The following is a 24,503-nucleotide window of genomic DNA, read 5'->3' on the forward strand; positions in this document are numbered from 1 at the left end:
AAACTGTAATGCTTAAAAGCATCTATTTATTAATCTCTATTTGATAGGTAAAACGATCTGCTCTGTAATACCCTTCATTAATTTCTATCACCCTTCCACCGGGGTCCGAAACAATTCTTTTTCTAAATAATATAGGTGAACCCTCTTCTACTTCTAACAACGCTGCCAATTCTTTATCGGCTAGCATTGCGGTTAACTCTTCGGAGGATTTTGTAAGGAAAATTGAGCTTTTTTCTTCAATAATATCATATAGCGGTTTATCGAATTTTTCATTTGAATCAAATTGTACTTTAGGATGAAACCACGAAACAAAATAGACAAATGGTGTTTCTTTATCTCCTCTTACTCTTACTAATTGATTTACCTCTTTGCCTACTTCAATATTTAAAAGATTTGCCAATTTTTCATCAGCCTTTTGAAAAGATAAATCAACCTTATAATTTTTAAAAGGAATGCCTTTATTGTTCATCTCTTGAGTAAAAGAATGCCACTCAGAAAGTTTTGTTCCTATCTTCTTTTTAGGCACTGTTGTCCCTACTCCTTTCTTTCTTGCAAGTAAACCTTCACCAACCAAAGTGTTTATTGCTTGGCGTACTGTATTTCTCGATACGCCTAATCTATTGCTAATGTCAACCTCTTTTGGAAATAGTTTTCCGTTATCATAATCACCAGAATCTATTAATGTTCTTAAAACATCTTCTATCTGTTTATGGAAAGGTACTGACGATGTATGGTCTATGGCTATGTTCATCTTTTATGTTTATATGTTTGAACATACCAAAACAGCAAAAGTTTTTTATTAATGTCAACACTACGTTTAATGATTAAAAACTATTAACACATAACACTGTACAAAACTCTATTTAAAAGTAATCACATCGTCCATTCTTATGTAGATATTTTTTTATCAACTATATTTTTCTGATTTTTAAGCTTCATCATTATTTAGGGTATGGCAATAAAAACTTTTTTATTTGAGACGTTTGTTCTTCATCCAAAAGATGTCTTTCATTTAGCAAGAACAACTATAGACCAAAGAGAAGACCTTCTACTCCATAACCACAACTATGCAGAATTTTTTGTTGTTTCTGAAGGAACTGGAGTTCATTTAATAAATGGTGAAAAACAGCAAATTCAAAAAGGAAGCTTTTGTTTTATTCGTCCAGAAGATACCCATACTTTTCAGAGAACATCTAAAGAAGGGTTAGTTATAACGAACCTAGCAATAAAATCAGTTTACTTAATACATTATATAGAAAGGTATTTTGATAATGGAAAAACATTCTATTGGCTACAAGATTCACTATTCCCTTTTCAAGGCGTTTTTAAAGAGCAACAACTAAAAGACGTTCTGCATAGAATTGATATTATGATGGATAAGCCTAATACCTTTCTCACTTTAGATTTGTTCCTAATCCATCTATTTGATTTACTTAATATCCCTAGTTCATTACCTCAGAAAATACCAAGCTGGCTAACGTTTGCATTAGAACAATTTCGTTCTCCATATCACTTAAAAAAAGGTCAAGAAAGTTTTATTAGACTATCTCAACGTTCTGGAGACCATATTAATAGGGTTTTAAAAAGTACTCTTAATAAAACACTCACAGAATTAATTAATGAGGAACGCTTAAATTATGCTGCCAAACAATTGGCCATGACAAATGCTACGATTAAAGGTATTTACACAGATGCTGGTTTCGAAAATCACAGTTACTTTTTTAGAGTTTTTAAAAGACAATTTGGAATAACACCATTAAAATATAGAAATAAGAATCATAAGATTTTTTAAAGAAAAAAAACAGGTGTAAAATACACCTGCTTCATTACAATCGAGCAATAATAAATAATCTGTGCAATCCAATAACTACACTATGTATTGGAAAGATTCGGTTTTTAGTTGCGTAATTAAAACCTAGTTTTTGTGTTAATATTCTTCTTTATTCAACTTCAGTTTTGTCGTCAACTTTTATAAAAGTTGTTATAGTTTGAGGGATTTTCATTTCTTGACCTTGTGCTTTAACGTAGGTATCTCCTTTTATTTCCTGATTAATAATACATTTTGATATCCACCCGTTAGAACGGTTTAAATCATATGATGACGTCATTGTTCCTCCACCGTCAAAGCGAGTTAACATTCCGTTTGTCATTGTAAATTCTTTATTGTTTGGGTCTGTCGTAATAGTAGATTTACCTTCTAAAATTACTTCGGTTTTGGAAACTGATGCCATTGTAAACTCTGTAGTAACATCTGCTTTTATTGCATTATCTAAAGTATATTTTGTCTGCCATTTACTTCCTTTTTTAACTATTTCAGAGGGATAAATAGCCGTAATCGACTCAATATTTGTAGTCAAATTCTTTTCTCCATAAGATTGTTTTAACTGAGCAATTACCTGATCTCTCTGCATTGATGGAATATCTTGTGTTTCCGCTGAGATCTGTTCCCATAATTTATCAATTCCGCTAAGTGCAATCACTTTTCCTTTGGCTGTCAACTGTACTTCAAATCGTTTACTTATCATTGCTGATAAAATTTTAGAAAAAGGGTCTTCTGATTTTGTAGAAGAAAATGTTTGCATTTCAGGCCCCATCTGAATACCTACTTCTAATTCTGTAAAGTAAACATCCATTATATAGACGTTCTCTTTAATTTCTTTTACATGAAATACAGACTTGCTTTCGTTATCCATATTTATGGTCATAGACTGGCCATTTACAGTTTGGTTAATAACTACATTACTAATTGAGTTCTGATTATAATTATTTCCTTTTTGTAATTTGAGTGACAAATCTACTTTTTGGGCATAAGCGTTCATCATCACTAAAAACATGATGAACAATACATTGAAAAATCTTTTCATTAGTTTAAAATTTAAGTCGTTTTATAAAGGCATATATTACCATGAAACATACAATAGAAAGTAAACTAAATACTGTTTTTTAAAGTACTTTCTGAGGTATATATCAAATAAGAGTTAAAAGCTATAATAAGTGCTATTCTATTAAGATTCATCCCTAATAATAAATAAATACAATGCGAAGAAAATGGATACAGTAAAAAGCCCCATAAGAAAGCCTCTTAGAAACCCCTCTAATAAAAAATATGAAGCGGCAGCTATTGCGATAGATGAGACAAGGTAGATTCCAATTCTTTTTGGGTTTCCTTGTAGATACTGTTGAAGTCTTGACATAGTTATTATTGAGTTTTTACACTTTCCTTGTGTAAGTTGTTAGACAAGGAAAGTATAAAGTAATAGTGTATTTAGTTTACGAATAATAATATAATGTTCCGGTTTTTAGATAGCGTTGTTCTCATTGTTGTTAAGCAAACTTAAACAAGTCTTTATATAAAATCAAAAGAGGTTGTTTATTAATAATCATTTAAATAAAAGTAACAAAATAGGATAATAAATGAGTTTTAAAGCTACTTTATCAAGAAAAAGAATAGCGAATCAATATTCACTCAATCATTTAACAAAAAATACATTAACATTTACCTATCAATTTAATACTATTTATTTAAAAAATAATGCAACAACAAAATGCTGTAACTTGTATAACTCAATCAATAATTAAAAACAATAAGTAGTCTATAAAGAAACCTGCATCAACCTATTTTAATGACCCTCATCATTTTGTATGTGATTAAACTAAATGAATTTAAATAAAATTAACTTAAATAAAAGTAGAGCGTGTATTTAACTATACATATTTTATTTACAAAAAAACAATTGTGATTATGAGAGATTTTTTAGAAATCATCAAGGGCTTTTTAGCAGTAGTAGTAACATTCTCAATAGTGCTTGTTTGTGTTCATTTTATATTAGGACCTGAGCATAATGCAATTGATGATGTACCTCAAACACATGTATACACAGGAGAAAACACATCAGTATAACTGATTTAAAATATACCCACTAGGCGGCATTGGTACTATACCTTTGTCGCCTTTTATTTTGCTCAAAAAGTGCACACTGTTTAATAGATTTTAATATAGCAGACAAAACAGCCATTATATTACTACCAATAAAGTTTAAATTGTATTTTTAACTTTAATTAAAATGCGATATGGAATTACAAAAATACATTAGAGACGTTCAGGACTTCCCAAAACCTGGAATTGGTTTTAAAGATATCACACCTCTACTTCTAAATAATGAAGCGCTAACTACGGCATTAGATGCTTTTATTAAATTAGTTGATGGGCAAAAAATAGACAAGGTAGTATCTATGGAGTCTAGAGGTTTCTTTTTCGGACCAATGATCGCAAAAGAAATTGGTGCTGGCTTTGTTCCTGTTAGAAAACCCGGAAAACTTCCTTACGAAACAATTAAGCAAGAATACGCATTAGAGTATGGAACAGATGTTTTAGAAATGCATATTGATGCGATCCAACAAGGAGACCGTGTTTTAATTCATGATGATGTTTTAGCAACTGGCGGAACTGCAGAGGCTGTAGTAAAAATGGTAGAGAAAGCTGGGGGCATTGTCGTTCAACTTGATTTCCTTATTGACCTTACTTTCTTAGATGGAAAGAAAAAACTAGAAGGACATACGGTAAATGCACTTATAGAGTATTAGGCATTTATTGTATTAATACAATGAAAAAAGGCTTCTTTTCGCAGCATTACTGTAGAAAAGAAGCCTTTTTAGTTTTTGTTTGTCTCGTCTTGAATTAGTGTTACACAAAAAGTAATATTATGAATTATCATTAAAAACATCAATATTATTATATTACAGATTTAGCAACTAATACTCGAAATCATGTCATCATTCGATGTTCGTAGGGTAACTGTCGCTAACTTTAATAAAGTAGAAATCTTGCTAAAAGATACATTTTGACCATTTTCAACAGGAGTTTGAAATCAAATAATATTTGGATAGTAATTTCATACTTAATGATTATTTATTGTATAAATCAGGTATTTAAAAAAATAGATAATTTTAAACATTCTATTACATTTAGTAGTAGGTTAATGAGATAATCAGAGACAACTAAAAAAATTTTCTCCCCTAATAATCCTACAAATCTAATGTAAGAAATCAAAGTGTTTTAATGTTTATATTAATTCAAAATACTATAAATTAGAGTAAAGAAGATTAAATTATGTGTAATCCAAAAGTTATAGATTGTTCTAAATTGAAGCCTATTGACAACCCAGTTAGTGATTGCTAAATAACTCAGTATCACTAGATATAATAAAAACCCAACCCGAAAATTATATTGATATAAAGAACTAAAAATTAATTATGAATAACATGAGTAATCAATCAAAGTACATAGCACCTTATCACGCAGTATGTATTACCTCGAATTATGAGTTTGTGAGTTCGAGAGAAGAAATGAAACCTATAATTGATAGATTAGAATTAGATATTAAGGTTGCTATCAACTTTGCAAATACAAAATTACCTGTAAAACTAGTTCTTTTGTCTGAGTGTGTAATCCAAGGTTTTCCAGATGAGCTCCAAGATATGGACCCGTTAAAGTATCTTGAAAATATAGCCATACACATTGATGGGCCTGAAATTGAAAGATTCAAAACTATAGCTAAAGAAAATGCTATATATCTTGCAGCTGGTTTTAGAACTGTGAAACCTGAATTTCCAGATAGGTATTTCAATGAAGCAATTTTATTTAACCCTAAAGGTGAAATAGAATTACAACATTATAAACATTCAGTTTTGTTTCCTACAGAACATTCAGCTACTCCACACGATGTATTAGATCAATGGATTGATTTATATGGAGATAATTTGGATTCTTTTTTCCCTGTTGCAGACACTGAAATAGGAAAAATAGGTCTTTGTTTGGCTATGGGAGGTTCATACCCAGAGTATATTAGGGGTATGGCAATGAATGGTACCGAAGTATTGTGTAGAATGGGGACTCCTCATCCATTTGATGGTGCTTTCAAAATTCAGAATCAAGCTCATGCTTTAAATAACACACTTTTCGTTGTAGGGGCTGAAGTAAGTACAGGTACAGTAGTTCCTAATAGCTCACCTGTGGGTATGGCAAATGGTAATTCGCACATAGTTAAATACGATGGTAGTATCATCTCTGAATCTGTAGGTGGTCAAGGCGATTATTTTCTTGCAGGTGAAATAGATGTTGAATCCTTAAGAGAATTTCGTATATCTTCTATGGTAGCAAATTGGACTAAAGATTTAAAAACAGAAATTATTCGTAAAATATATGAGAAGCAAATATTGCCTCCAAATATGTATAAAGATAAAACTCCATACAACACAAAAGGATATATTAAGAATGTACTGAAAAAACAAGTTGAATTGATGATAGAAAGGGGTATTTATACTCCGCCATCTAGTTCAGGTTGGAGAGATAGAATAATAGGAGCAAATCTTGAATAAGTATAATTAAATTGAAAGTAATAGTGCAACTATAATTAGTTTTTAGACACGCTTTCGTTAAGTTGATTTGCGATAAAAAAGGATTAGGCTAAATTTTATAGTCTAATCCTTTCTCTAGATAAAGTCAGAAAATATTTGTTTCGGTTCTTCATCAAAGCATCCAGTGTCCAACTATCCATCAAATCCGGTTTATTCTTCAGTGCCGTTGCTAATTTACCATCAGCATCAGAAAAGATGTCTTCTAAAAGCTTTCTTTGTGAAGGACCTTCTAGTTTTTTAACCTGGGATAAATTGAAAATATCATCTAAATCAATGCCGTCTGCATCAAGCTTATCCCAAATTTGACTTTTTTTAAGATCAATTTCAAATAATTTACAGGGTTATTTTCTACAAGATTTAATGGTGAAGTTCTTTGCTTTTAGCTCATTTTACAACCTTTAATTGTTCCTGTAAGGATGAACTATATTCTATTATATTATTCTTGATTTAGGGATTAATGGTAAACCAAAATTTTATGGGGGTTACATCCTTGGAAGAGAACGGTTTGGCAAGTATGATAATGAAGCTGTCAAAAGATTGGAAGAGATTCAAAAAATGGATGCTAACTCACAAAGCAAGCTTTTTGATATTATTGATACTTATATTAGAGATTCTAAGGCTAGGGCTGCATATGGATCATAAAAAAGCCCGATCTCTCGATCAGGCTTCTAACTCATATTATAATTTCTAAAATCACCAATCAATCTCTCCCTCTTCTCGCATTTTATATTGTAATGCCGCCAATTTGTAGCCTAAACCAAAAATATCTGAAGTTTCGTATTTAGTAACTTTCAGCTTACAAAATGGCACATCATCATAAATAGTTTCTGTGATTTCAAAATCAGTACCGTTAAACTCATTATGGTTCTTGATTGCTTTTTCAAGTACTTCTGGAAAAGTGACCATAATTTCAAATCTTAATTCTTTATTTGACTCCATCTATTAATGTGATTTCTACATTAGGAAACATATCACTGAACTGCTGTATTACTCCTTGGCAGGAAGCACAATAAGGATTCTCAGATACTATTTTCAATGAACCGGTAACACTCTCTTTCACCTGTCCTTTAGATCCTCCTAATTTTTTGGCTAAATCATTCAACATACGATACTCAGAGTCTGTAATTCTTTTCCAAGTACCGTTAGACCCTGTTGCATTTATGGCATCAAAAATATGAGTCTCCAATTGAACTTCTTCTTTGGAAACACTCTTCCAAAACTTATTATTATCAATACTTGTACCTGATACATCACCTTCTAAATAACCTAAGTTGCCTGACTGTGGTTTCCCTATTTTGTAATCACGCATTTTGTTCAATGCTCCTTTGATTTCTTCAACTGAGGCAAGCCTTGATTTTTTCAATGAACCTATCAGATTTTTGTTATCTGCACAGCTTCCCAGTGCATCTACAAAAGATTGTTTTCTACTGGACTTCTACCCATCAAAAGCAGTCTGTAAAACATCATCACTTACATTTTGATTTGCTTTTTTAAAGGCATCTACTGCATTGATATTCTTGATATTTCGCAAAGAAGCTTTGCCATTTGATAAGACTTTCCAACTATCCACCAACTCCGGTTTATTCTTCAGTGCCGTTGCTAATTTACCATCAGCATCAGAAAAGATGTCTTCTAAAAGCTTTCTTTGTGAAGGACTATCTAGTTTTTTAACTTGGGGTAAATTGAAAATATCATCTAAATCAATGCCGTCTGCATCAAGCTTATCCCAAATTTGACCTTTTTTGGGATCAATTTCAAATAATTTTCAGAATTATTTTCTACAAGATTTAATGGTGATGTTCTTTCCTTTTACTTCATTTTAAAACCTTTAATTGTTCCTGAAAGGATAGTGGTGAAGTATATGTTTTTCAGAATTATATTCTATTATATTGTTCAAAATTTAGGGATTAATAGTAAACCAAAATTTTATGGGGGCTACATCCTTGGAAGAGAACGGTTTGGCAAGTATGACAATGAAGCTGTCAAAAGATTGGAAGAGATTCAAAAAATGGATGCTAACTCACAAAGCAAGCTTTTTGATATTATTGATACTTATATTCGAGATTCTAAGGCTAGGGCTGCTTATGGGGCATAAAAAAGCCCGATCATAAGATCAGGCTTCTAAATATCATAATGAGTACTCAGGCACTCTCTCTTTTGCCTCTTGCATAACTGCTAAAAGCTTATCTCGTTGTACTTCGTAAGCTTCTTTACTAACTGTAAAATCATCTCTGGTTAAAATAATATACTTGCCTTTTTCTGTATGCTCATATTCTACTCCCTCTAAATCATCTGGGATTTGTATTTCATTATCATTCAAAAAATAAGTAATCCAACCAAAAGGACATTTAATTTTCAAACTATTCCATTGCTCCACAAGCGCAGGTAGCTTTATCATAATACCAGCTTGCATTGGAGATAATGTTTTAACCAAACATTTAAGAATGTCCTCATACCAAGATAAAGGGTAATCGTTATCCATATTAAAATATTCTAGTCTAAAACTGGGGTAATTAATTGTAGCTAGATTACCAGTTGCAGAAAATGTTTTTGCACCATCTGAGTAAAATTGCAATAAGTGACTAAAGCCAAAATCTCTGGAAAAAGAAAGAGTTGGGGATTCTTCTTTTTCATGTTTATTAATATCAGACTTATTGGATTCTAAAAAGATTTCTGCTAATTGACGTTTTGCTTTTTCTAGACCTAAATCATTAATATCAATACTTGTAGTTGAAAAACCTTCCCGTGAGTATTCAAAATAATTAAAGGAACTATCAATTTCAGACAGCTTTTTAAGTAATGATATTAATTGATTTGATAATTCACTAATACTCTTTTTCTCATTCTCTAATAACGCATCAATATAGAAAATACTCTTTGCCATATTTTTATGGGATAATTGTTACTTGTGGTAAATGAACTACTTCAATAGCTCTAATCAAAGGGTTATTAGATTGACTGAAAATCTGCTTTAAACCTTTAGCTCCCAAGTCTGTAGAAATTTCCCATTTGATGGATTTCCCCCCTGCTGCATTGACTTGACGAGCTGCTTGGTCTAGCGAACTTGTTGCCCTACTATTATTTGTAATCTCTATTATTTTTTCTCCAAAATCATCATCTACTTCTTTGAACATACTTGCTCCATGTCCATATTTTCGATCTCCTAGTTTGCCATTAACATCTACATTATCCCAACTTGTACCACCTTTATCAAAACTTAAAGCTGCATCTCCACTTGCTTCTTTCTGATACTGTTTAGCATTCTTCAAGACAAAAGATTCATTGCCTTCAGATGGCGCAGGAAATTTCTTATGACTAATACTTAATCCATTAATATCTGCATCAGATCCTCTTTTAACGGCATCCAAAACAGCATCAGGACTTTCCCAAGCCTGACCTTTTAATTTAGAAGAACTTAACAGGTCACCAATACCGTCTGCATCAAGCTTATCCCAAATTTGACCTTTTTTGGGATCAATTTCAAATAATTCCTAAAGTTTTTTCCCATAAGATTTAATGGTGATGTTCTTTCCTTTTACTTCATTTTATAACCTTTAATTGTTCCTGTAAGGATAGTGGTGTGAAGTATATGTTTTTCAGAATTATATTCTATTATATTGTTCTTGATTTAGGGATTAATGGTAAACCAAAATTTTATGGGGGCTACATCCTTGGAAGAGAACGGTTTGGCAAGTATGACAATGAAGCTGTCAAAAGATTGGAAGAGATTCAAAAAATGGATGCTAACTCACAAAGCAAGCTTTTTGATATTATTGATACTTATATTCGAGATTCTAAGGCTAGGGCTGCTTATGGGGCATAAAAAAGCCCGATCTCTCGATCAGGCTTTCATTGTCTCTTTATATTATTATTTATTCTCTCTCAAAAATGTGGAGAGTATCATTCCGATCTAGAACATACCATCGATTATCTACATACTTCATTTCAAGGATTTGAGCTATTCCATCTCGATCCATATCAAGCTCATAACTCCATACCACCTCTTTTTTATTTCGATCAAACACTCCGATTTTTCCTTGCCTATCATCACAGAAGTAAATTGATTTAGCATCATAAGGAAAAGTATGAGACCTATAACTAATTGACATAGAAGCTGATTCTAAACTTTCCATCAAGTCAGTGTATTTAACTGATAAACTTGGATCATTCAGATTAACTTCAATATAGTATTTACTCCACAAGCCAATCAATGAAGATGTATCAGTATCTATTTGCATAGCACCCCCAAACTTGAACTCTTGCTCATTATTTGTGGTTTCTATTCCAATTTTTTTTACTAATTCACCACTCATTTCGTCAAGACCTATCAATTCTCCAGAGCTGAGCCAAACCCATAAAACACCATCGTGTAACCCCAAAGCGCCCATATAAATAGTTTGCTTTTCATCTCCCCTTATGTCAACATACTTCCCAGACACGGAAAAACTCCAATGCTCTTTACCTTCCAGATCATACTTCTTTAGTTCGGTTGAAGCTTTATTAATATCTAATATGGATTCTCCGTCTTCAATAGATCTTGCTTTTAAGCTTAACTTGACATTAAATGGCTTAAATACTCCTTTTTTTAAGTCATATAGGAAAAGGGACTTGATGCCATTCACTTTCTTACTTGCTACTAAGAACCCATTTGCTATTAAATCTACTCTTCTAAAAGTGATAATTTCCTGATTTGGTAAATACTCGTAAACAGGAGTGTTGTTTTCTAGATCATAAACTAGAGATTTCCCATATTTATCTTTCCAAAACAAAAGATTTTTAAGTATAAATATATCCCCTGCATAATCTTTATCAGAAGTGATTCTTTCAAGATTCAGATCCGGTAATTGAGATATCTTGATATCGTTTCTTAATACTATTGGCTGCTTATTAAAAAACGAGAAATCCCTAACGTCTAATATTTTATCCTTTATTTGAAACATTAGTTAATTGAAATAAAATCGTAAAGCTGAGAGTTAGTGTTATCTATCAAACCAACAAAATCCGAAAACTCTTCAACATCTAAGTTCTCCTTCAGAGATTCTATCATTCCTTTATATACATCATCCGCATTGCTTGACAAAACAGATTTCATTTGAGTTTTTACTGCTCCTAAATCAGGAGTCTTTAACTTATTAAACACATATTTCATTTCACTGATTTTATCTATACCTCTATAATATTCAGTCATTTGACGTCCTGAGATTTTTGGTATATTCTCTAAACTCCAACTCTTATATTCGATCAGTTTTAGATCCCCAGGGCTTGCATCAAGTTCCAGATCAAATCGACATTTTGTGCAGACAATACCGTCACCATCGAATTCATAATCAAACTTCTTAACCTTTCCACTTGCCAAGTTCTTAACATCATTAAGCATATGAGTTGCTCCATCTTGCATGGCAAATACAGGATTCTTTAAATCAACCATCAGCCTGTCAAAACCGTCCGCCCCAGAATGTCTCTTAACAACTTGTTTAACATTTTCTAAATGGTCAGAAAGCTTCACCAATTTTGAAGCTGTACCTCCATCTAGCGGATTCTTAACTGCATCAATAATTGCATCTAAATCAGTTCGACCGTTTGGCAGATTTCCCATAAAATCGGCATCTTTCAAAAGGTCTGATACTCGCTCTAAAGAAGGAATATGCTTACTAACCGCTGCCCACGCGTTGACCAACTCCGGTTTATTCTTCAGTGCCGTTGCTAATTTACCATCAGCATCAGAAAAGATGTCTTCTAAAAGCTTTATTTGTGAAGGACCGTCTAGTTTTTTAACCTGGGATAAATTGAAAATATCATCTAAATCAATGCCATCTGCATCAAGCTTATCCCAAATTTGACTTTTTTTGGGATCAATTTCAAATAATTCCTGAAGTTTATTCCCATAAGATTTAATGGTGAAGTTCTTTCCTTTAGCTCATTTTATAACCTTTAATTGTTCCTGTAAGGATAGTGGTGTGAAGTATATGTTTTTCAGAATTATATTCTATTATATTGTTCTTGATTTAGGGATTAATGGTAAACCCAAATTTTATGGGGGTTACATCCTCGGAAGGGAACGGTTTGTCAAGTATGACAATGAAGTTGTCAAAAGATTGGAAGGGATTCAAAAAATGGATGCTAACTCACAAAGCAAGCTTTTTGATATTATTGATACTTATATTTGAGATTCTAAGGCTAGGGCTGCTTATGGGGCATAAAAAAGCCAAGCTATTACACTTGGCTTGACTTATTCTTCAATTTGGTTATCTCATGAGTCATTTCATTGTTCCATAATTTAGGGGCAGAGGAGTCATTTTTATAGGTTTCTAATAACTCTTGAGAATAGTCCAAAATCAATTCCTTAAAAACAGCTTCTTTTAAAACGGTTTCTCCATAAACTTCATGAGATATTGTAATCTCACCCTCTTTAATACCTCCTAATTCTGATAATTCTTCTAAATCTTCCCAATCCAAATCTTTGTAAAACCTCAGAGATGAGACATGTGCGTAGTAACTTTCAGAACTACTAAAAGAGTCTAAAGATTTTTGGGTAGCTAAATACGCCAATACTTGATATAAAATACCTTAAAGGATCATTCTTAGGTTCAAAATCTATGGTAACCCTTAGGTCAGTCATATCAAACCGCTTATTTTCTATCAACCAATTCATTTGTCCCTAATTATAAAAAGTATCTACTTTTCCATCTTTCAAATAACCCTCTATTTCAAAGCCATCTTTTGTAACACCTCTAAATTGTCCATCAATCAAATCTACATTCTTTTTGGCTGCATCTGACAAGGCTTCTCTTGCTGCTTTGTCTAATTTACTATCAGTCCAGATTGAAGGAGCATATATCGTTTTAACACCATCATTACTAGGAGTTTTTAATTGCCCTGTAGTTAGAGCTGGTGTTGTATTACTCAATGATGGTATTTTATATTCAACAATTTCAATGCCTAGAACTTTCGAATGAGCTACTTTATTGGTAAGTATGAGCGTGACGAGATGATCCCTTCTATTGAAGCAGCGAAGAAGTTAGCTAAGGTTTTAGATACGACCGTAGGCTATCTGCTCGGTGAAAACGAACAGGCTAATCTTTTCAAGGACACTAAAATGTTGCAACGGTTTCAGGATATTGCCAATCTGCCTGACAAAGAAAGAGAGTCTCTGATTACAACCATTGACCACTTTATCAAGGCTGCTAAAATCAACCTCATGTAATTAAAAAGCCTGACCAATACGATCAGGCTTCATCTTTCTAACTCTTTTGGCTCTCCAAAAATTCAAGCCATTTCAGTATTATTTCTTTAAAAATTGATGTTGGAATGAACATTTCAGGATTCTCAGATGCCTTCTGTTTCCCTGACGCTAAATCGTCTTCATCAATAAAATACGTATTATCTTTCTCTACATAAGCTGATAAAGATTCTGCACTTATCACCTCATTTAGCAAGTTCATATCTAACACATCATCTAATATTGAAAGTAAATCTTCATGGATATCATCTGTATCATTGAACTCTGATAAAAAGTCACTCAAATAATGCCCCTTACCATTCGAAGATATAATGGTATTGATTAAAAGAGTATTCTTGTATTTCAGGTACTCCAATACATAATCACCAACATTTTCAGAAAATAGAACCTGCGTATCATCATTAAATTTAGCCATTCTTCTTAGGGATTAAGATTTGGGTATGTCGATTCTATTACATTATTTTTTATAGCAAACTCTACGGTTGTACCATCAGTCATTGTACCGTGAAAAATATCAGCTCCATTGTTCTGAGAACGTACAAACTGCTTATTTTGAAAACCATGAGCTATTTCAGCCTGTATCTTTTCGGGAGACCAAGAATCTGGAAAGAATATAGATTTTTTTATTGTGCCAACCGTCAAACGAATTACCTTGAGCATCATACTTTTTGCCGTAAACTTCCACTTTAGCAGTATAATAATCATCAGGACTTGGGTTTGCTGGGTTCTTAGTTCCTGATTTAAACCTAATATCTCCTTGATTGAAACCACTTGTTTGACCGTCTGGTATATTAACAGCATCTTTTGAATGTACTCCCGAAACTCCTCTAATATCTCCGTTTTCTAATTTTAAGTCGCCTTCAAACAAATGCTTATTCAAATCTGCATCATTAGCAACATCATCAAATTTCTTTAAGAAGTCAGGGTCTTTTCTTAGCTGATCAAAGGCATTATCTCCGAGATCATCAACCTTCTTCCACGCATCGACCAACTCCGGTTTATTCTTCAGCGCCGTTGCTAATTTACCATCAGCATCAGAAAAGATGTCTTCTAAAAGCTTTCTTTGTGAAGGACCGTCTAGTTTTTTAACCTGGGATAAATTGAAAATATCATCTAAATCAATGCCGTCTGCATCAAGCTTATCCCAAATTTGACCTTTTTGGGGATCAATTTCAAATAATTCCTGAAGTTTATTCCCATAAGATTCATGTGAGAAGTTCTTTAAAAGTTTGGTACCTCTAATATCCCCTAATGTCTTCTTTATAATATCAGAAGCAGCAATATGTACCTAAAGACCTTCCCCATATTTACCTGAGATTTTTAAAGTAAGATAGACTCATACGTTAATACCTTCTCTTCTATAGATAAATAATCTCCAACTTTAGGATCAGCAAAACTATTTCCAAACAGTAACACATCTACAACCACCTATTAATCAACACTTTAATTATTTATAATCTTCTTCACTAATTCCATTAATTCTTCTTTTGCCATAATCGCTTATTTTTTGAAGTGATTGAAGGGTCTACTATTTGCTTGTGATTACGAGGTATTAATATGACCAGATTAACAATATCATAGACCCTAATATTAAGTATAAATATTTTATGATGTAATCATGTTCAAAATGACCTCCTACTTGCTGTGGTTATAAAGCAAATGTTGCATTTCTTTTAAGCATTTCTGCTTTACTTACTCTACCAAACTGACTAAAAATTAAGGACGAAACAATTCTATATATAATTAAGACATCACATCATATTGAATGGCTGATCAATTATGATTTTATTTACAATATATTTTTTGTACTAAAATGCTTATTAATCCCACTTCAGCCATTAATCTGCAAAAAAAAAGAGGTAAAACATAGTCTTACCTCTTAATTATCAATTATATTATAAATTCAAATTTTTGCTATTGTCCTTTATGGTACTCTAACATTTTTGCATTTTCATCACCCCATATTTCAGGAACTTGATACTGATCAGGCTGCTTTAAACGCTTAAATGCTTTTACTTGCGATGCTTCTCTTTCTTCTAAAATTTTCTTTAGCTCTTTAAATTTTTTCTTTTCTTTTTTCACTAAATTCACTTTTTCAGAAGGGTCTTTTTTGATGTTACATAATAAGTATTCATCTCCATCAATTTCTTCTCCTAAAGGTCCTTTTTGTGTTTTAGATTTAGGGTTTCTGATTAGTTTCCAATCTCCCACAATTACAGCTCCTCTTGCTCTTAAGATATTTGGAACTACCTCTTTTCTAACTGATTTTTCTCCTTCAAATAAAAACGCTGAACAATCTAAACCATCAATATCTTGAGGTACTTTTGTTTTTACACCTGTAAGCGAAGTAAGTGTAGGATATAAATCAACAACATGCATCATTTCTCTTGAATGAGCTGCTTTAATTTTTCCTTTCCACATTACAATTCCTGGAACTAAAACACCTCCCTGAAATAACTCCCCTTTTGTACCTCTTAAAGTACCATTGGAAGATGGGGTACTTTTAGTTGCTACCCCACCATTATCTGATGTAAAAAATAGTACCGTATTTTCTAAAATTCCTTTCTCTTCTAAAGCCGTTAAAATTTCGCCTATTCCTTTGTCCATTTCAGAAACCATTGCAGAATAAATACGCTTACTTTCTGGTAAATCTTTATAAGGTAATTGTGCTTCTTCTGGTGCCTGAAGTGGCGTATGTGGTGCATTAAATGCAACATACATAAAGAAAGGTTTCTTCTTGTCGGATTTTTCAATTTGATCTACAACATCATCTGCAATTAAATATGTTGAGTAACCATTGTCTCTAATAATCTCTTTATTTCTTCTCCAGTCATAACCTCCAGCATGTTCTTTTGTAAAGTAATCTATGTGCCCTGTTAAGTGACCGTAAAAGTAATCAAAACCTCTATTCCATGGCATAAATTCTTTTTGAGATTCACCTAAATGCCATTTACCAAATGCCAAAGTATTATATCCTGCGTCATTAAATTCTTCTGCTATAGTACGTTCGCCAACTGGCAATCCTCTATCTGGTAATAATGCTTCCCATGTACGAATTACACCGCTTTGGAACCCTAAATGCATGGCATATTTACCTGTCATTAATGCCGCTCTTGTAGGTGTACAAACTGGGTGTACATAAAAATTATCTAAAACCAATCCGTTTTCAGCCATTCTATCTATAGCTGGTGTTTGAATATGGCTCCCTCTAAAACTCAAATCTCCTGAGCCTAAATCATCTGCTAAAATGACTATTACATTAGGTTTTTGCTGTGCAAATAATGTGCACGATAAACAAAAAAGTAGTGAAGTTATTACTAATTTTCTCATTATAATGTTGTTATAGGTTCTGCTAATTTATCTGCTTCTAGTGCTAACACATCTAAGAAACCTTGTTCTGTTTTGAAATCAGAGTTAGTAAGCTCCCACCCAGAAAAATAATTAAATTTCACTGTTTTGTTAGGCGCTAAATTCATTTTCACTAAGTAAGTATCAGTAATTGGCTCATCTTTTTTAACACCGTGTTTTTGATGCTTATTTTTTAAAGCACTTTCATAACTCGTATTTGGTGCATCTTCGAAACCTACAAAATTATTCTTTTCTACTACTATTGCCATACCCAATAATTGAGATCTATCTGCTTTATTTTCCGTTTGAGGGGCGAAAGTTTCTACACAAGCAACTTCTGTATTTAAAGTAGGATACTTTACTTGACTGTTTGATTTATAGTTGACAATACCTGTAATTAAAGTAACCGGTTTCGAGTTTCCTGAAAGGGCAATTTCGCTTGTATAGTTGTATTTATCTTTCCAAATTGAAATTGTTTCAACAACATCATAGGTGTCTCCATCAACAGTCCATCCAATATAAGTTGCTCTACCAATTGCTCTCACAGGACCTTCTGTAATTGTTTCAAATTTAGCCGATGCTGTTAACCCTAATCTATATAATTGTCCTTCTTTCTCAATACCAATTGCCCCCGAACCTAATGAAGAACCTACTTTTATTAAGTCCATTCCCCAATCGTCCATTTTATGGTAATTCTTACCCCCTTGTCCTGTATTTTGAAGAACTAGTTCTTCTGTTTTTTTTCCAAAAATATCTTTACCATTACGGCTATCAAAATAAGATCTAAAGGCTACTTTATTGTTTTCCCATCCAAAACCTTCGTATTGATATAACATTGGGTAGCAAGGATCTATATGATCAGCTGGTCTTATTTCTGATGTGATCTTTTTAAAATCATTGTTTTTGGTTTCACTCTTTGCCATGTAAAACTGCGTTGTCTTTTCGTACTCAGGAGCTACATTTACTAAGGTGATTCTATATAAAGTGGCTGAGTTGGCTTTTAAATTAACTTCAAAGGCTAATTCATCCCACTTTCCATCTAAATCTATGTCATCTAACTGACTTGGAATTTCTTTATTTTGCTGATCTTTAACGATAGGAAATTTACCATTCAAATCACCTACTTTAGCCATCACTTCTGCACGTGTCATGACTACAGGTTCTGCTAATCTATCAAAATCACTAGGGTTAGTTATTTGTATTGATGGTGTTGATGTACAAGAAAAAAGTACTGCACCCAAAACGCTACTAAAAATTAAGTTTGCTATTGTTTTCATCTTTATGCTAATGTTAATTGTGGTGTTCTAATTTCACCAATCATTTGATATACCTCTTTTACAGTTTCTTCGATTTTAGTATAATCAAAATTACCTGTTGTATCTTTTACCATAAGTTGTGAGCCAATTCCTACACAGTGTACACCTGCGTTAAACCATCCTTTTAGGTTTTCAAATTCTGGTTTTACACCTCCTGTAGGCATAATACTCGACCAAGGGCAAGGCCCTTTTGCTGCCTTTACAAACTCAGGTCCGCCTACTTGTTCACCTGGGAAAATTTTCACTACTTCTGCTCCTAGTTCTTCTGCATAAGAAATTTCCGTAAGTGTGCCGCATCCTGGTGACCAAGATACTTTTCTGCGGTTACAGATTTTTGCCATTTCAGGATTTAGTATAGGAGAAACCACAAAGTCAGCTCCTAATTGTAAATACAAAGCTGTTGTTGGTGCATCTACTAAAGAGCCAATCCCTAAAGCCATTTTAGGATATTCAATTGCTATAAACTTTGCTAATTCGGCAAATATTTCGTGTGCAAAATCTCCTCTATTTGTAAACTCAAATGCTCTAGCTCCGCCATTGTAACATGCTGAAACCACTTTTTTACAAACCTCTATATCTTTATGATAGAAAACAGGAATCATCCCTGTTTCTTTCATCATTGTTGCTACTTCAATTCTAGAAAACTTAGCCATTGCTTTTATATTTTTGATTTAAACAGTAAACCGGGTGGTTTCTATTCTATATTTTTTATCTCGCTACTAACCCTGCATCTGCACCAGTCATAATTGACTTTACTTCTTCTACAGAAGATAAATTGGCATCTCCTGGAATAGTATGTTTAATACAAGATGCCGCAGCTGCAAACTCAATTGTTTGCTGGTAGTCTAAATCAAAATTTAAGAAACCGTAAATAAGCCCTGCCATAAATGCATCTCCACCACCTACTCTATCTACCATATTTGGCATATCAAAAGCAACAGATCTATATTCATTTTCACCATTAAATAATACCCCTGTTAATCTATTGTGCGATGCCGAAAAAGATTCTCTTAAACTTGTGGCTACTAACTTTAAATGAGGGTACTGCTCTTTAATTCTTTTTGGAGCACTATCAAAGCTATCTCCTTCTTGAAATTTGACACCAAGCATTAAAGCGGCATCACTTTTACCACCTAATACCATATCTGTATATTCCATTAGTTGTGGCATTACATCAATTGGTGTCTTACCGTATTTCCAAAGTTTGCCTCTGTAATTTAAATCACAAGAAACCATTACACCAGCTTCTTTTGCTGCTTTTACTGCTTCTAAAGTTACTTCTGCAGATGCTTCTGAAACTGCCGGTGAAATACCAGACCAGTGAAACCAAGTAGCGTTTTTAAAAACTTCTTTCCAATTGATCATACCTGGTGCTAATGTTGCAAAACCAGAATCATCACGATCATAAATCACTTTAGTTCCTCTGTGCATTGTACCTACCTCTAGTAAATACATTCCTAGGCGTTTTCCTCCTCTTGTAATAAAAGAAGTATCAACATTATTACTTTTTAACTGCATAATGGCAGTATCTCCTAACTCATTTTGTGGTAAGCGTGTAGCAAAAGCTACATTCTCTCCAAACTGAGCCAATGAGACCGCTACGTTTGCTTCTGCTCCGCCATAGTTTACAGCAAAAGATTGTGATTGCTGAATTTTCTGAAAATTAGATGTGGAAAGTCGCATCATTAACTCTCCAAAACATACTACTTTATCGTTCATTTCTACTTTGTTTTTCTGATCTAGTGTGCTGAACATTCAACACAATTTCATCCGGATAACCTCCACACAACAACACAAGGGACGTTCCATTGAAAAACTATGATAGCAATATCTACTTCTTTTAAAGTTATCTCTATACTGTTGGACAAATGTGGACTTTTTAGAACAATTGTATACCCAAAAAAGCTCTTGATGATACCACCAAGAGCTTTTCCTTTTGTTAACTGTTGCTTTAAACAATAACTTACTCTACGACTGTTACTGCTTTTTCTTTTAATTTTTTTGCGTAAACAGACGGTTTTTCACCAAACTGTTCGAAGAAACATTTACTAAAATATTTAGGGGTATTAAACCCAACAGAGTAACATACTTCTGATACATTTAGTGTAGGATCTTTCATCAACATTTCTGCAGCTTTCTGCAGGCGGTAGGTCTGAATAAAGCCGTTTGGTGTTTGCCCAGATATTGCCTTAATTTTGGTATACAACATCGTTCTACCTAAACCAATTTCGTGTGCCAACATATTTACATTAAACTCTGGATCTTGTACGTGTTTCTCTATAGCTTGTTTTGCATCTCTAATTAGCTTCTCATCTAAAGAGTTTAAGCCTGTTGCTTCAGATTGGTTCTCCTCTTCTGCATAAGAGAACTTTTTACGTAACATTGCTCTAGATTTAATAAGGTTTCTACATCTTACCTTTAACATATTTGCATTAAATGGCTTAGTTACAAAGCCATCTGCTCCAGCATCAATTCCAGCAATTTTTGTATCATCAGAATGTTTTGCCGTTAATAAAATAATTGGAATATGAGACGTTTTTAAGTTCTGTTTTAACCTTCTACAAAGATCAATTCCAGAAACTTTAGGCATCATTATATCACTTATAATTAAATCTGGCATGTTTTCAATAGCCATTGCAAGTCCTTGTTCTCCATCTTCTGCTTCTAAAACAGTACAAGAATCTTTAAATACACTTGCCACTAAAGAACGCATATCTTCGTTATCTTCAACTACTAAAATTTTCAACCCTTCGGTTTCTTCTTGCTCAGGCATTTCATCGTTCACTACCTCTTCTACTGCTTCGTCGGTTACCAATTGTTCTTCCACATAATGTGTTGCACCTTCTGGCAATAAGATTGTAAAAGTAGTACCATGTCCTTCAATACTCTCCACAGAAATCTCTCCTCCGTGTAAATCAACTATACCTTTTGATAAAGCAAGACCTATACCCGTTCCTACTTCGTTATCTTCTCTTGCATTTTCTATTTGATAAAACCTATCAAATATTGTTTGCTGTAAATCAGCAGGAATACCTTTTCCAGAGTCTGTTATTTTGATGCACATTAAGTCCGTTTCAGCATCATTAAAACAAGATAAATCAATGCGACCTTTTGTTGGAGTAAACTTAAAAGCATTTGATAATAAATTGATAATTACCTTTTCAAACTGCATTTTATCAAAAAACAGTTCTGCATCTTTATCACATTCAAATGTATAGTCTATTTCTTTCTGACGGGCATGATCTTTAAAAGAGAAATAAGCATCGTGTAGGAAATTATACAAATTATGTTTCTTCACTTTTAATTGAAGGTTACCCGTTTCTTGTTTTCTAAAATCCATCAATTCGTTAATCAATTGATACAAACGATTGGCATTTTTATAAACAATTTCATACTTCTCCTTCGTTTCTCTATTCCCTGATTTACTATCAAGTAATTCACGAATAGGCGTCATTATTAACGTTAAAGGTGTTCTAAACTCATGCGATATATTAGTAAAGAACTTTAACTTTAATTGGTTTACTTCTTCTAACTTCGAACGCTCCACATCGGCTAATTCTAAGCCGTGTTTCATCTTCTCCATTTTTAAAGTATAAATCCATAATAGGTAAATTATGGTTAGAATAATCCCCAAATAAACAGCATACGCCCACCATGTAGCAAAAGGAGACTGATTTACAACAATCGTTAAACTTTTAATATTATCAGACCAAACGCCACCTTTTTTACCTACACGAACATGTAATGTATATTTACCTGGTTTTAAAGAAGTATAGGTTACATTATTTACTGATCCAATTGTTCTCCATTCATCATCAAAACCTTCTAAATAAGCTCCAAAAATGCTACTTTTGGTATTTATAAAATTAAAATCTGAGAAAAAGATTGATAAAGAATGATAGTCATGTGGTAGGTTAATTTCTTTCGTTTCATAAATAGGTTTCTTCAAGATACCAGACTCATCACCTACTCTTACTACATGATTTCCAACTTTTAATTCTGTAAAATTAATAGGCGACATATATGGGTTTTCCTTAATAGTATTCTCATTCAATACCATTAAGCCTTGGGTTGTTCCTACGTAAAAAGTACCATTTTTTGATTTAAATACAGAATGTTCGTTTAACTCAGAATTAGGAAGAATGTCTTCTGAAGAGTACGACTTAAATCTATTGGTAGATTGATTAAAACGAGATAAACCTTTTAATGTAGATACCCATAATGCACCAGTATTTCCTTCTAAAATTCCATTAATTGTATTGGTAGAAAGTCCATCTTCTATATTAAAATGTTCAAACTTTTTGGTTTGCTGATTAAAACGATTTAATCCCCCACCTCTTGTTCCTACCCAAATCTCTCCTTGCAGCGACTCGAATAATGCCGAAGTAAAATTACTACTTAAACTATTCTCATCTCCATCAATATGTCTGTAATGGTCTATAATTCCACTCTTATTGTTGTAAGCAAAAACGCCTAAATTCTCTGTTGCAAACCAAAGTATACCTTTTCTATCAATAATAAGTTCTCGAACACGAACATTACTTTTTCCGTGCAATTGTACTGCAAAAAATTCCTTTGTTTTCAGATCGTATACATTAACTCCCGCATTTGTAGAAATATACATTTTAGCATCTTTTTCTACAATACCAGAAATTGTGTTCGATGTTAGGCTACCTTCACCTTTTGTAAGCCTTTTGTGTTTCTTTGTTTTTGGGTTGTAAACAATTATACCGCTAGAATTTGTTCCTATCCACAATTTATTGTCTTTAGACCAAAAAAGTGCTTTAATATTTTCGCTATCAGATGGCAAGCCAATTGACTTATAATTTAGTTGCGTAAACTTTTTTGTAATTGGGTTAAACAAGTTGATTCCTTTACCCTCTGTACCAATCCAGATTCTATGTTGGTTATCTTCTACAATAGGACCTACCACTCTAAAACTTAGTCCTAAAGAGGTATCAAAATTATTTTCCTCGTAAAAAGATACTTGATTTAAATAGCTATCATAAATATTTACACCCCCAAAATAAGTAGCAATCCAAACAGAACCTCTTTGGTCACAAATAATATCATAAATAGAATTATGTGTTAGTCCTAAAGAGTAATTCTCATCCATAGAAATATTAGAGAACTCTTTAGTATTGTAATCAAAAATACTAATACCCTTATATGTACCAATCCATAGTTGCCCTCTTGTATCTTCCTTTACTACTCTAATAGAATTATTTATTAAAGAGTTTGGGTTATTTTTATCATGTAAAAACACTTTAAAAGAACCTGTACTCCTATCCATAAGGTTTAATCCTTTTTTAGTGCTAATCCATAAGTTTGTTTTAGAATCTTCGTAGATATTTGTAACGTTATTGTTAGAAATACTAGCAGGGTTATTTGGTATATGCTGGAAACTAATAAAACTATCCGTTCTAGGGTTATATAGTAATAAACCTTTTTCCATTGTTCCTAACCAAAAACGCCCCTCGTTATCCTGATAAATTGCCTTTATTGAAAAAATATTTAGGGTCTCAATTTTCCTAAAAGTATTTTTATCAAAAAGATACAACCCGTCATTCATGCCTACCCAAAGCTTCTGATCACAATCAACATATAATTTTAATATTATGTTGCCTTCAAGACCATTCGGGTTGTTAATGGTGTAATTTTTAAAAGTACCTTTATTTTTATTGTAATAACTTAATCCAGAGTTAGTAGACACCCATATATTTCCTAAATTATCTTCTTGAATATCTGTGATTAAGTTACCACTTATAGACGTACTATCATTATGATTATTGGTGACAAAAGTAGTCATGTTTCTACCATTGTAAACATTTAATCCATCACGAGTACCCATCCATACACTGCCCTCCGTATCTTGTAATAAACACGTTACAGATGTTTGAGATAACCCGTTAGAAATTTGTATATGCTTAAAAATCTTATTGTTTGCTTCGGTATTAAAACAGAAGAACAAAAATAGACTAAGTATTATAATCTGCTTCATTTAATTTATATAATTGATAGTTTATACTTACAGCTTCCTTCTAATTGTGTGTCACTTTGCTATTTGCTTTACTTCTATGCAAGTATACTATATAAGGGTAGAATTGTACAATGCCACTTATTGATATTGAACAATATTAACCCATATATGTACGATTGTTCACGTTTTAAAAGTTTTTTGT

At 32.7% G+C, this 24,503-nt stretch carries 27 protein-coding genes; 7 read left to right on the forward strand and 20 right to left on the reverse strand.

Annotated elements, in window-relative coordinates; translation table 11 throughout:
- Window positions 1–22: 22 nt before the first annotated feature.
- Window positions 23–751, reverse strand: a complete 729-nt coding sequence (locus tag KM029_RS26245) for a GntR family transcriptional regulator (protein ID WP_144076934.1) — start codon at window positions 749–751, stop codon at window positions 23–25.
- Between the two features lie 201 nt (window positions 752–952).
- On the opposite strand from KM029_RS26245, the gene KM029_RS26250 reads away from it, so the two are divergent.
- Window positions 953–1,792, forward strand: coding sequence for a helix-turn-helix domain-containing protein (locus tag KM029_RS26250; protein ID WP_144076935.1), 840 nt, complete (start codon window positions 953–955; stop codon window positions 1,790–1,792).
- Window positions 1,793–1,940: 148 nt separating this feature from the next.
- On the opposite strand, the gene KM029_RS26255 is transcribed toward KM029_RS26250, so the two are convergent.
- On the reverse strand, window positions 1,941–2,864 hold the full coding sequence (locus KM029_RS26255) for a DUF6263 family protein (protein ID WP_144076937.1): 924 nt from the start codon (window positions 2,862–2,864) through the stop codon (window positions 1,941–1,943).
- 141 nt (window positions 2,865–3,005) lie between these two features.
- Window positions 3,006–3,194 carry a hypothetical protein gene (locus KM029_RS26260; protein ID WP_144076939.1) on the reverse strand — a complete coding sequence of 63 codons (189 nt, stop codon included), beginning with the start codon at window positions 3,192–3,194 and terminating at the stop codon, window positions 3,006–3,008.
- Between the two features lie 548 nt (window positions 3,195–3,742).
- Between KM029_RS26260 and KM029_RS26265 the strand changes: the two genes are divergently transcribed.
- The 3 genes from KM029_RS26265 (at window position 3,743) to KM029_RS26275 (ending at window position 6,378) form a co-directional block, all read left to right on the forward strand.
- Window positions 3,743–3,901: a hypothetical protein gene (locus KM029_RS26265; protein WP_158631243.1), complete on the forward strand. Its 159-nt coding sequence runs from the start codon at window positions 3,743–3,745 to the stop codon at window positions 3,899–3,901.
- 170 nt (window positions 3,902–4,071) lie between these two features.
- Entirely contained in the window at window positions 4,072–4,584 is a 513-nt protein-coding gene (locus tag KM029_RS26270) for an adenine phosphoribosyltransferase (RefSeq protein WP_144076941.1), read from the forward strand.
- A 678-nt stretch (window positions 4,585–5,262) separates the two neighbouring features.
- Window positions 5,263–6,378: a nitrilase-related carbon-nitrogen hydrolase gene (locus KM029_RS26275; RefSeq protein ID WP_158631244.1), complete on the forward strand. Its 1,116-nt coding sequence runs from the start codon at window positions 5,263–5,265 to the stop codon at window positions 6,376–6,378.
- A gap of 732 nt (window positions 6,379–7,110) precedes the next feature.
- On the opposite strand, the gene KM029_RS26280 is transcribed toward KM029_RS26275, so the two are convergent.
- The 3 genes from KM029_RS26280 to KM029_RS27105 form a co-directional block, all read right to left on the reverse strand.
- Complete coding sequence (locus KM029_RS26280) at window positions 7,111–7,356, reverse strand: hypothetical protein (protein WP_144076945.1); 246 nt, start codon at window positions 7,354–7,356, stop codon at window positions 7,111–7,113.
- Entirely contained in the window at window positions 7,343–7,780 is a 438-nt protein-coding gene (locus KM029_RS26285) for a deaminase domain-containing protein (protein ID WP_205125545.1), read from the reverse strand. Before KM029_RS26285 ends, KM029_RS26280 begins: the two co-directional genes overlap by 14 nt.
- Before the next feature lie 72 nt (window positions 7,781–7,852).
- Window positions 7,853–7,987 (reverse strand): hypothetical protein, encoded by a 135-nt coding sequence (locus KM029_RS27105; RefSeq protein WP_260412587.1) that lies wholly within the window; start codon window positions 7,985–7,987, stop codon window positions 7,853–7,855.
- Window positions 7,988–8,278: 291 nt separating this feature from the next.
- On the opposite strand from KM029_RS27105, the gene KM029_RS26290 reads away from it, so the two are divergent.
- Window positions 8,279–8,512: a hypothetical protein gene (locus KM029_RS26290; protein ID WP_144076947.1), complete on the forward strand. Its 234-nt coding sequence runs from the start codon at window positions 8,279–8,281 to the stop codon at window positions 8,510–8,512.
- A gap of 33 nt (window positions 8,513–8,545) precedes the next feature.
- Here KM029_RS26290 and KM029_RS26295 read toward each other — a convergent pair whose 3' ends face one another.
- Window positions 8,546–9,301 carry a hypothetical protein gene (locus KM029_RS26295; RefSeq protein WP_144076949.1) on the reverse strand — a complete coding sequence of 252 codons (756 nt, stop codon included), beginning with the start codon at window positions 9,299–9,301 and terminating at the stop codon, window positions 8,546–8,548.
- A 4-nt stretch (window positions 9,302–9,305) separates the two neighbouring features.
- Window positions 9,306–9,785 carry a hypothetical protein gene (locus KM029_RS26300; protein WP_144076951.1) on the reverse strand — a complete coding sequence of 160 codons (480 nt, stop codon included), beginning with the start codon at window positions 9,783–9,785 and terminating at the stop codon, window positions 9,306–9,308.
- Between the two features lie 221 nt (window positions 9,786–10,006).
- Here KM029_RS26300 and KM029_RS26305 point away from each other — a divergent pair, with 221 nt between their 5' ends.
- The gene (locus KM029_RS26305; protein WP_144076952.1) at window positions 10,007–10,240 is read left to right on the forward strand and encodes a hypothetical protein; all 234 of its coding nucleotides are present in this window, start codon (window positions 10,007–10,009) and stop codon (window positions 10,238–10,240) included.
- Between the two features lie 49 nt (window positions 10,241–10,289).
- Here the strand turns inward: KM029_RS26305 and KM029_RS26310 are convergent, their stop codons facing one another.
- The 4 genes from KM029_RS26310 to KM029_RS26325 all read right to left on the reverse strand — a co-directional run bounded on the left by KM029_RS26310 (window position 10,290) and on the right by KM029_RS26325 (window position 13,324).
- Window positions 10,290–11,186 carry a hypothetical protein gene (locus KM029_RS26310; protein WP_144076954.1) on the reverse strand — a complete coding sequence of 299 codons (897 nt, stop codon included), beginning with the start codon at window positions 11,184–11,186 and terminating at the stop codon, window positions 10,290–10,292.
- A gap of 170 nt (window positions 11,187–11,356) precedes the next feature.
- Window positions 11,357–12,094 (reverse strand): hypothetical protein, encoded by a 738-nt coding sequence (locus tag KM029_RS26315; RefSeq protein ID WP_144076955.1) that lies wholly within the window; start codon window positions 12,092–12,094, stop codon window positions 11,357–11,359.
- Window positions 12,095–12,630: 536 nt separating this feature from the next.
- Entirely contained in the window at window positions 12,631–12,966 is a 336-nt protein-coding gene (locus tag KM029_RS26320; RefSeq protein WP_144076957.1) for a hypothetical protein, read from the reverse strand.
- 109 nt (window positions 12,967–13,075) lie between these two features.
- Window positions 13,076–13,324, reverse strand: coding sequence for a CdiA family toxin C-terminal domain-containing protein (locus tag KM029_RS26325; protein WP_221465166.1), 249 nt, complete (start codon window positions 13,322–13,324; stop codon window positions 13,076–13,078).
- Window positions 13,325–13,369: 45 nt separating this feature from the next.
- Between KM029_RS26325 and KM029_RS26330 the strand changes: the two genes are divergently transcribed.
- Window positions 13,370–13,621, forward strand: coding sequence for a helix-turn-helix domain-containing protein (locus KM029_RS26330; RefSeq protein ID WP_144076960.1), 252 nt, complete (start codon window positions 13,370–13,372; stop codon window positions 13,619–13,621).
- Window positions 13,622–13,658: 37 nt separating this feature from the next.
- Here KM029_RS26330 and KM029_RS26335 read toward each other — a convergent pair whose 3' ends face one another.
- The 8 genes from KM029_RS26335 to KM029_RS26370 form a co-directional block, all read right to left on the reverse strand.
- On the reverse strand, window positions 13,659–14,072 hold the full coding sequence (locus KM029_RS26335) for a DUF5376 family protein (protein WP_144076962.1): 414 nt from the start codon (window positions 14,070–14,072) through the stop codon (window positions 13,659–13,661).
- A gap of 5 nt (window positions 14,073–14,077) precedes the next feature.
- Entirely contained in the window at window positions 14,078–14,320 is a 243-nt protein-coding gene (locus KM029_RS27190) for an EndoU domain-containing protein (RefSeq protein ID WP_394367554.1), read from the reverse strand.
- A complete protein-coding gene (locus KM029_RS26345; protein WP_158631246.1) occupies window positions 14,229–14,648 on the reverse strand; it encodes a hypothetical protein in 420 nt (139 codons plus the stop codon). The genes KM029_RS27190 and KM029_RS26345 overlap by 92 nt, the downstream gene beginning before the upstream one ends.
- A gap of 923 nt (window positions 14,649–15,571) precedes the next feature.
- A complete protein-coding gene (locus tag KM029_RS26350; protein WP_144076966.1) occupies window positions 15,572–16,987 on the reverse strand; it encodes an arylsulfatase B in 1,416 nt (471 codons plus the stop codon).
- Complete coding sequence (locus tag KM029_RS26355) at window positions 16,987–18,282, reverse strand: DUF4861 domain-containing protein (RefSeq protein ID WP_144076967.1); 1,296 nt, start codon at window positions 18,280–18,282, stop codon at window positions 16,987–16,989. The genes KM029_RS26350 and KM029_RS26355 overlap by 1 nt, the downstream gene beginning before the upstream one ends.
- A 2-nt stretch (window positions 18,283–18,284) precedes the next feature.
- A complete protein-coding gene (locus tag KM029_RS26360) occupies window positions 18,285–18,974 on the reverse strand; it encodes a bifunctional 4-hydroxy-2-oxoglutarate aldolase/2-dehydro-3-deoxy-phosphogluconate aldolase (RefSeq protein WP_144076969.1) in 690 nt (229 codons plus the stop codon).
- 55 nt (window positions 18,975–19,029) lie between these two features.
- On the reverse strand, window positions 19,030–20,076 hold the full coding sequence (locus KM029_RS26365; RefSeq protein ID WP_205125546.1) for a sugar kinase: 1,047 nt from the start codon (window positions 20,074–20,076) through the stop codon (window positions 19,030–19,032).
- 208 nt (window positions 20,077–20,284) lie between these two features.
- On the reverse strand, window positions 20,285–24,322 hold the full coding sequence (locus tag KM029_RS26370) for a hybrid sensor histidine kinase/response regulator transcription factor (protein ID WP_144076971.1): 4,038 nt from the start codon (window positions 24,320–24,322) through the stop codon (window positions 20,285–20,287).
- Between the last annotated feature and the right edge of the window lie 181 nt (window positions 24,323–24,503).

Origin of the sequence: Flammeovirga kamogawensis, assembly GCF_018736065.1 — a bacterium.
In the GTDB taxonomy this organism is placed as follows: domain Bacteria; phylum Bacteroidota; class Bacteroidia; order Cytophagales; family Flammeovirgaceae; genus Flammeovirga; species Flammeovirga kamogawensis.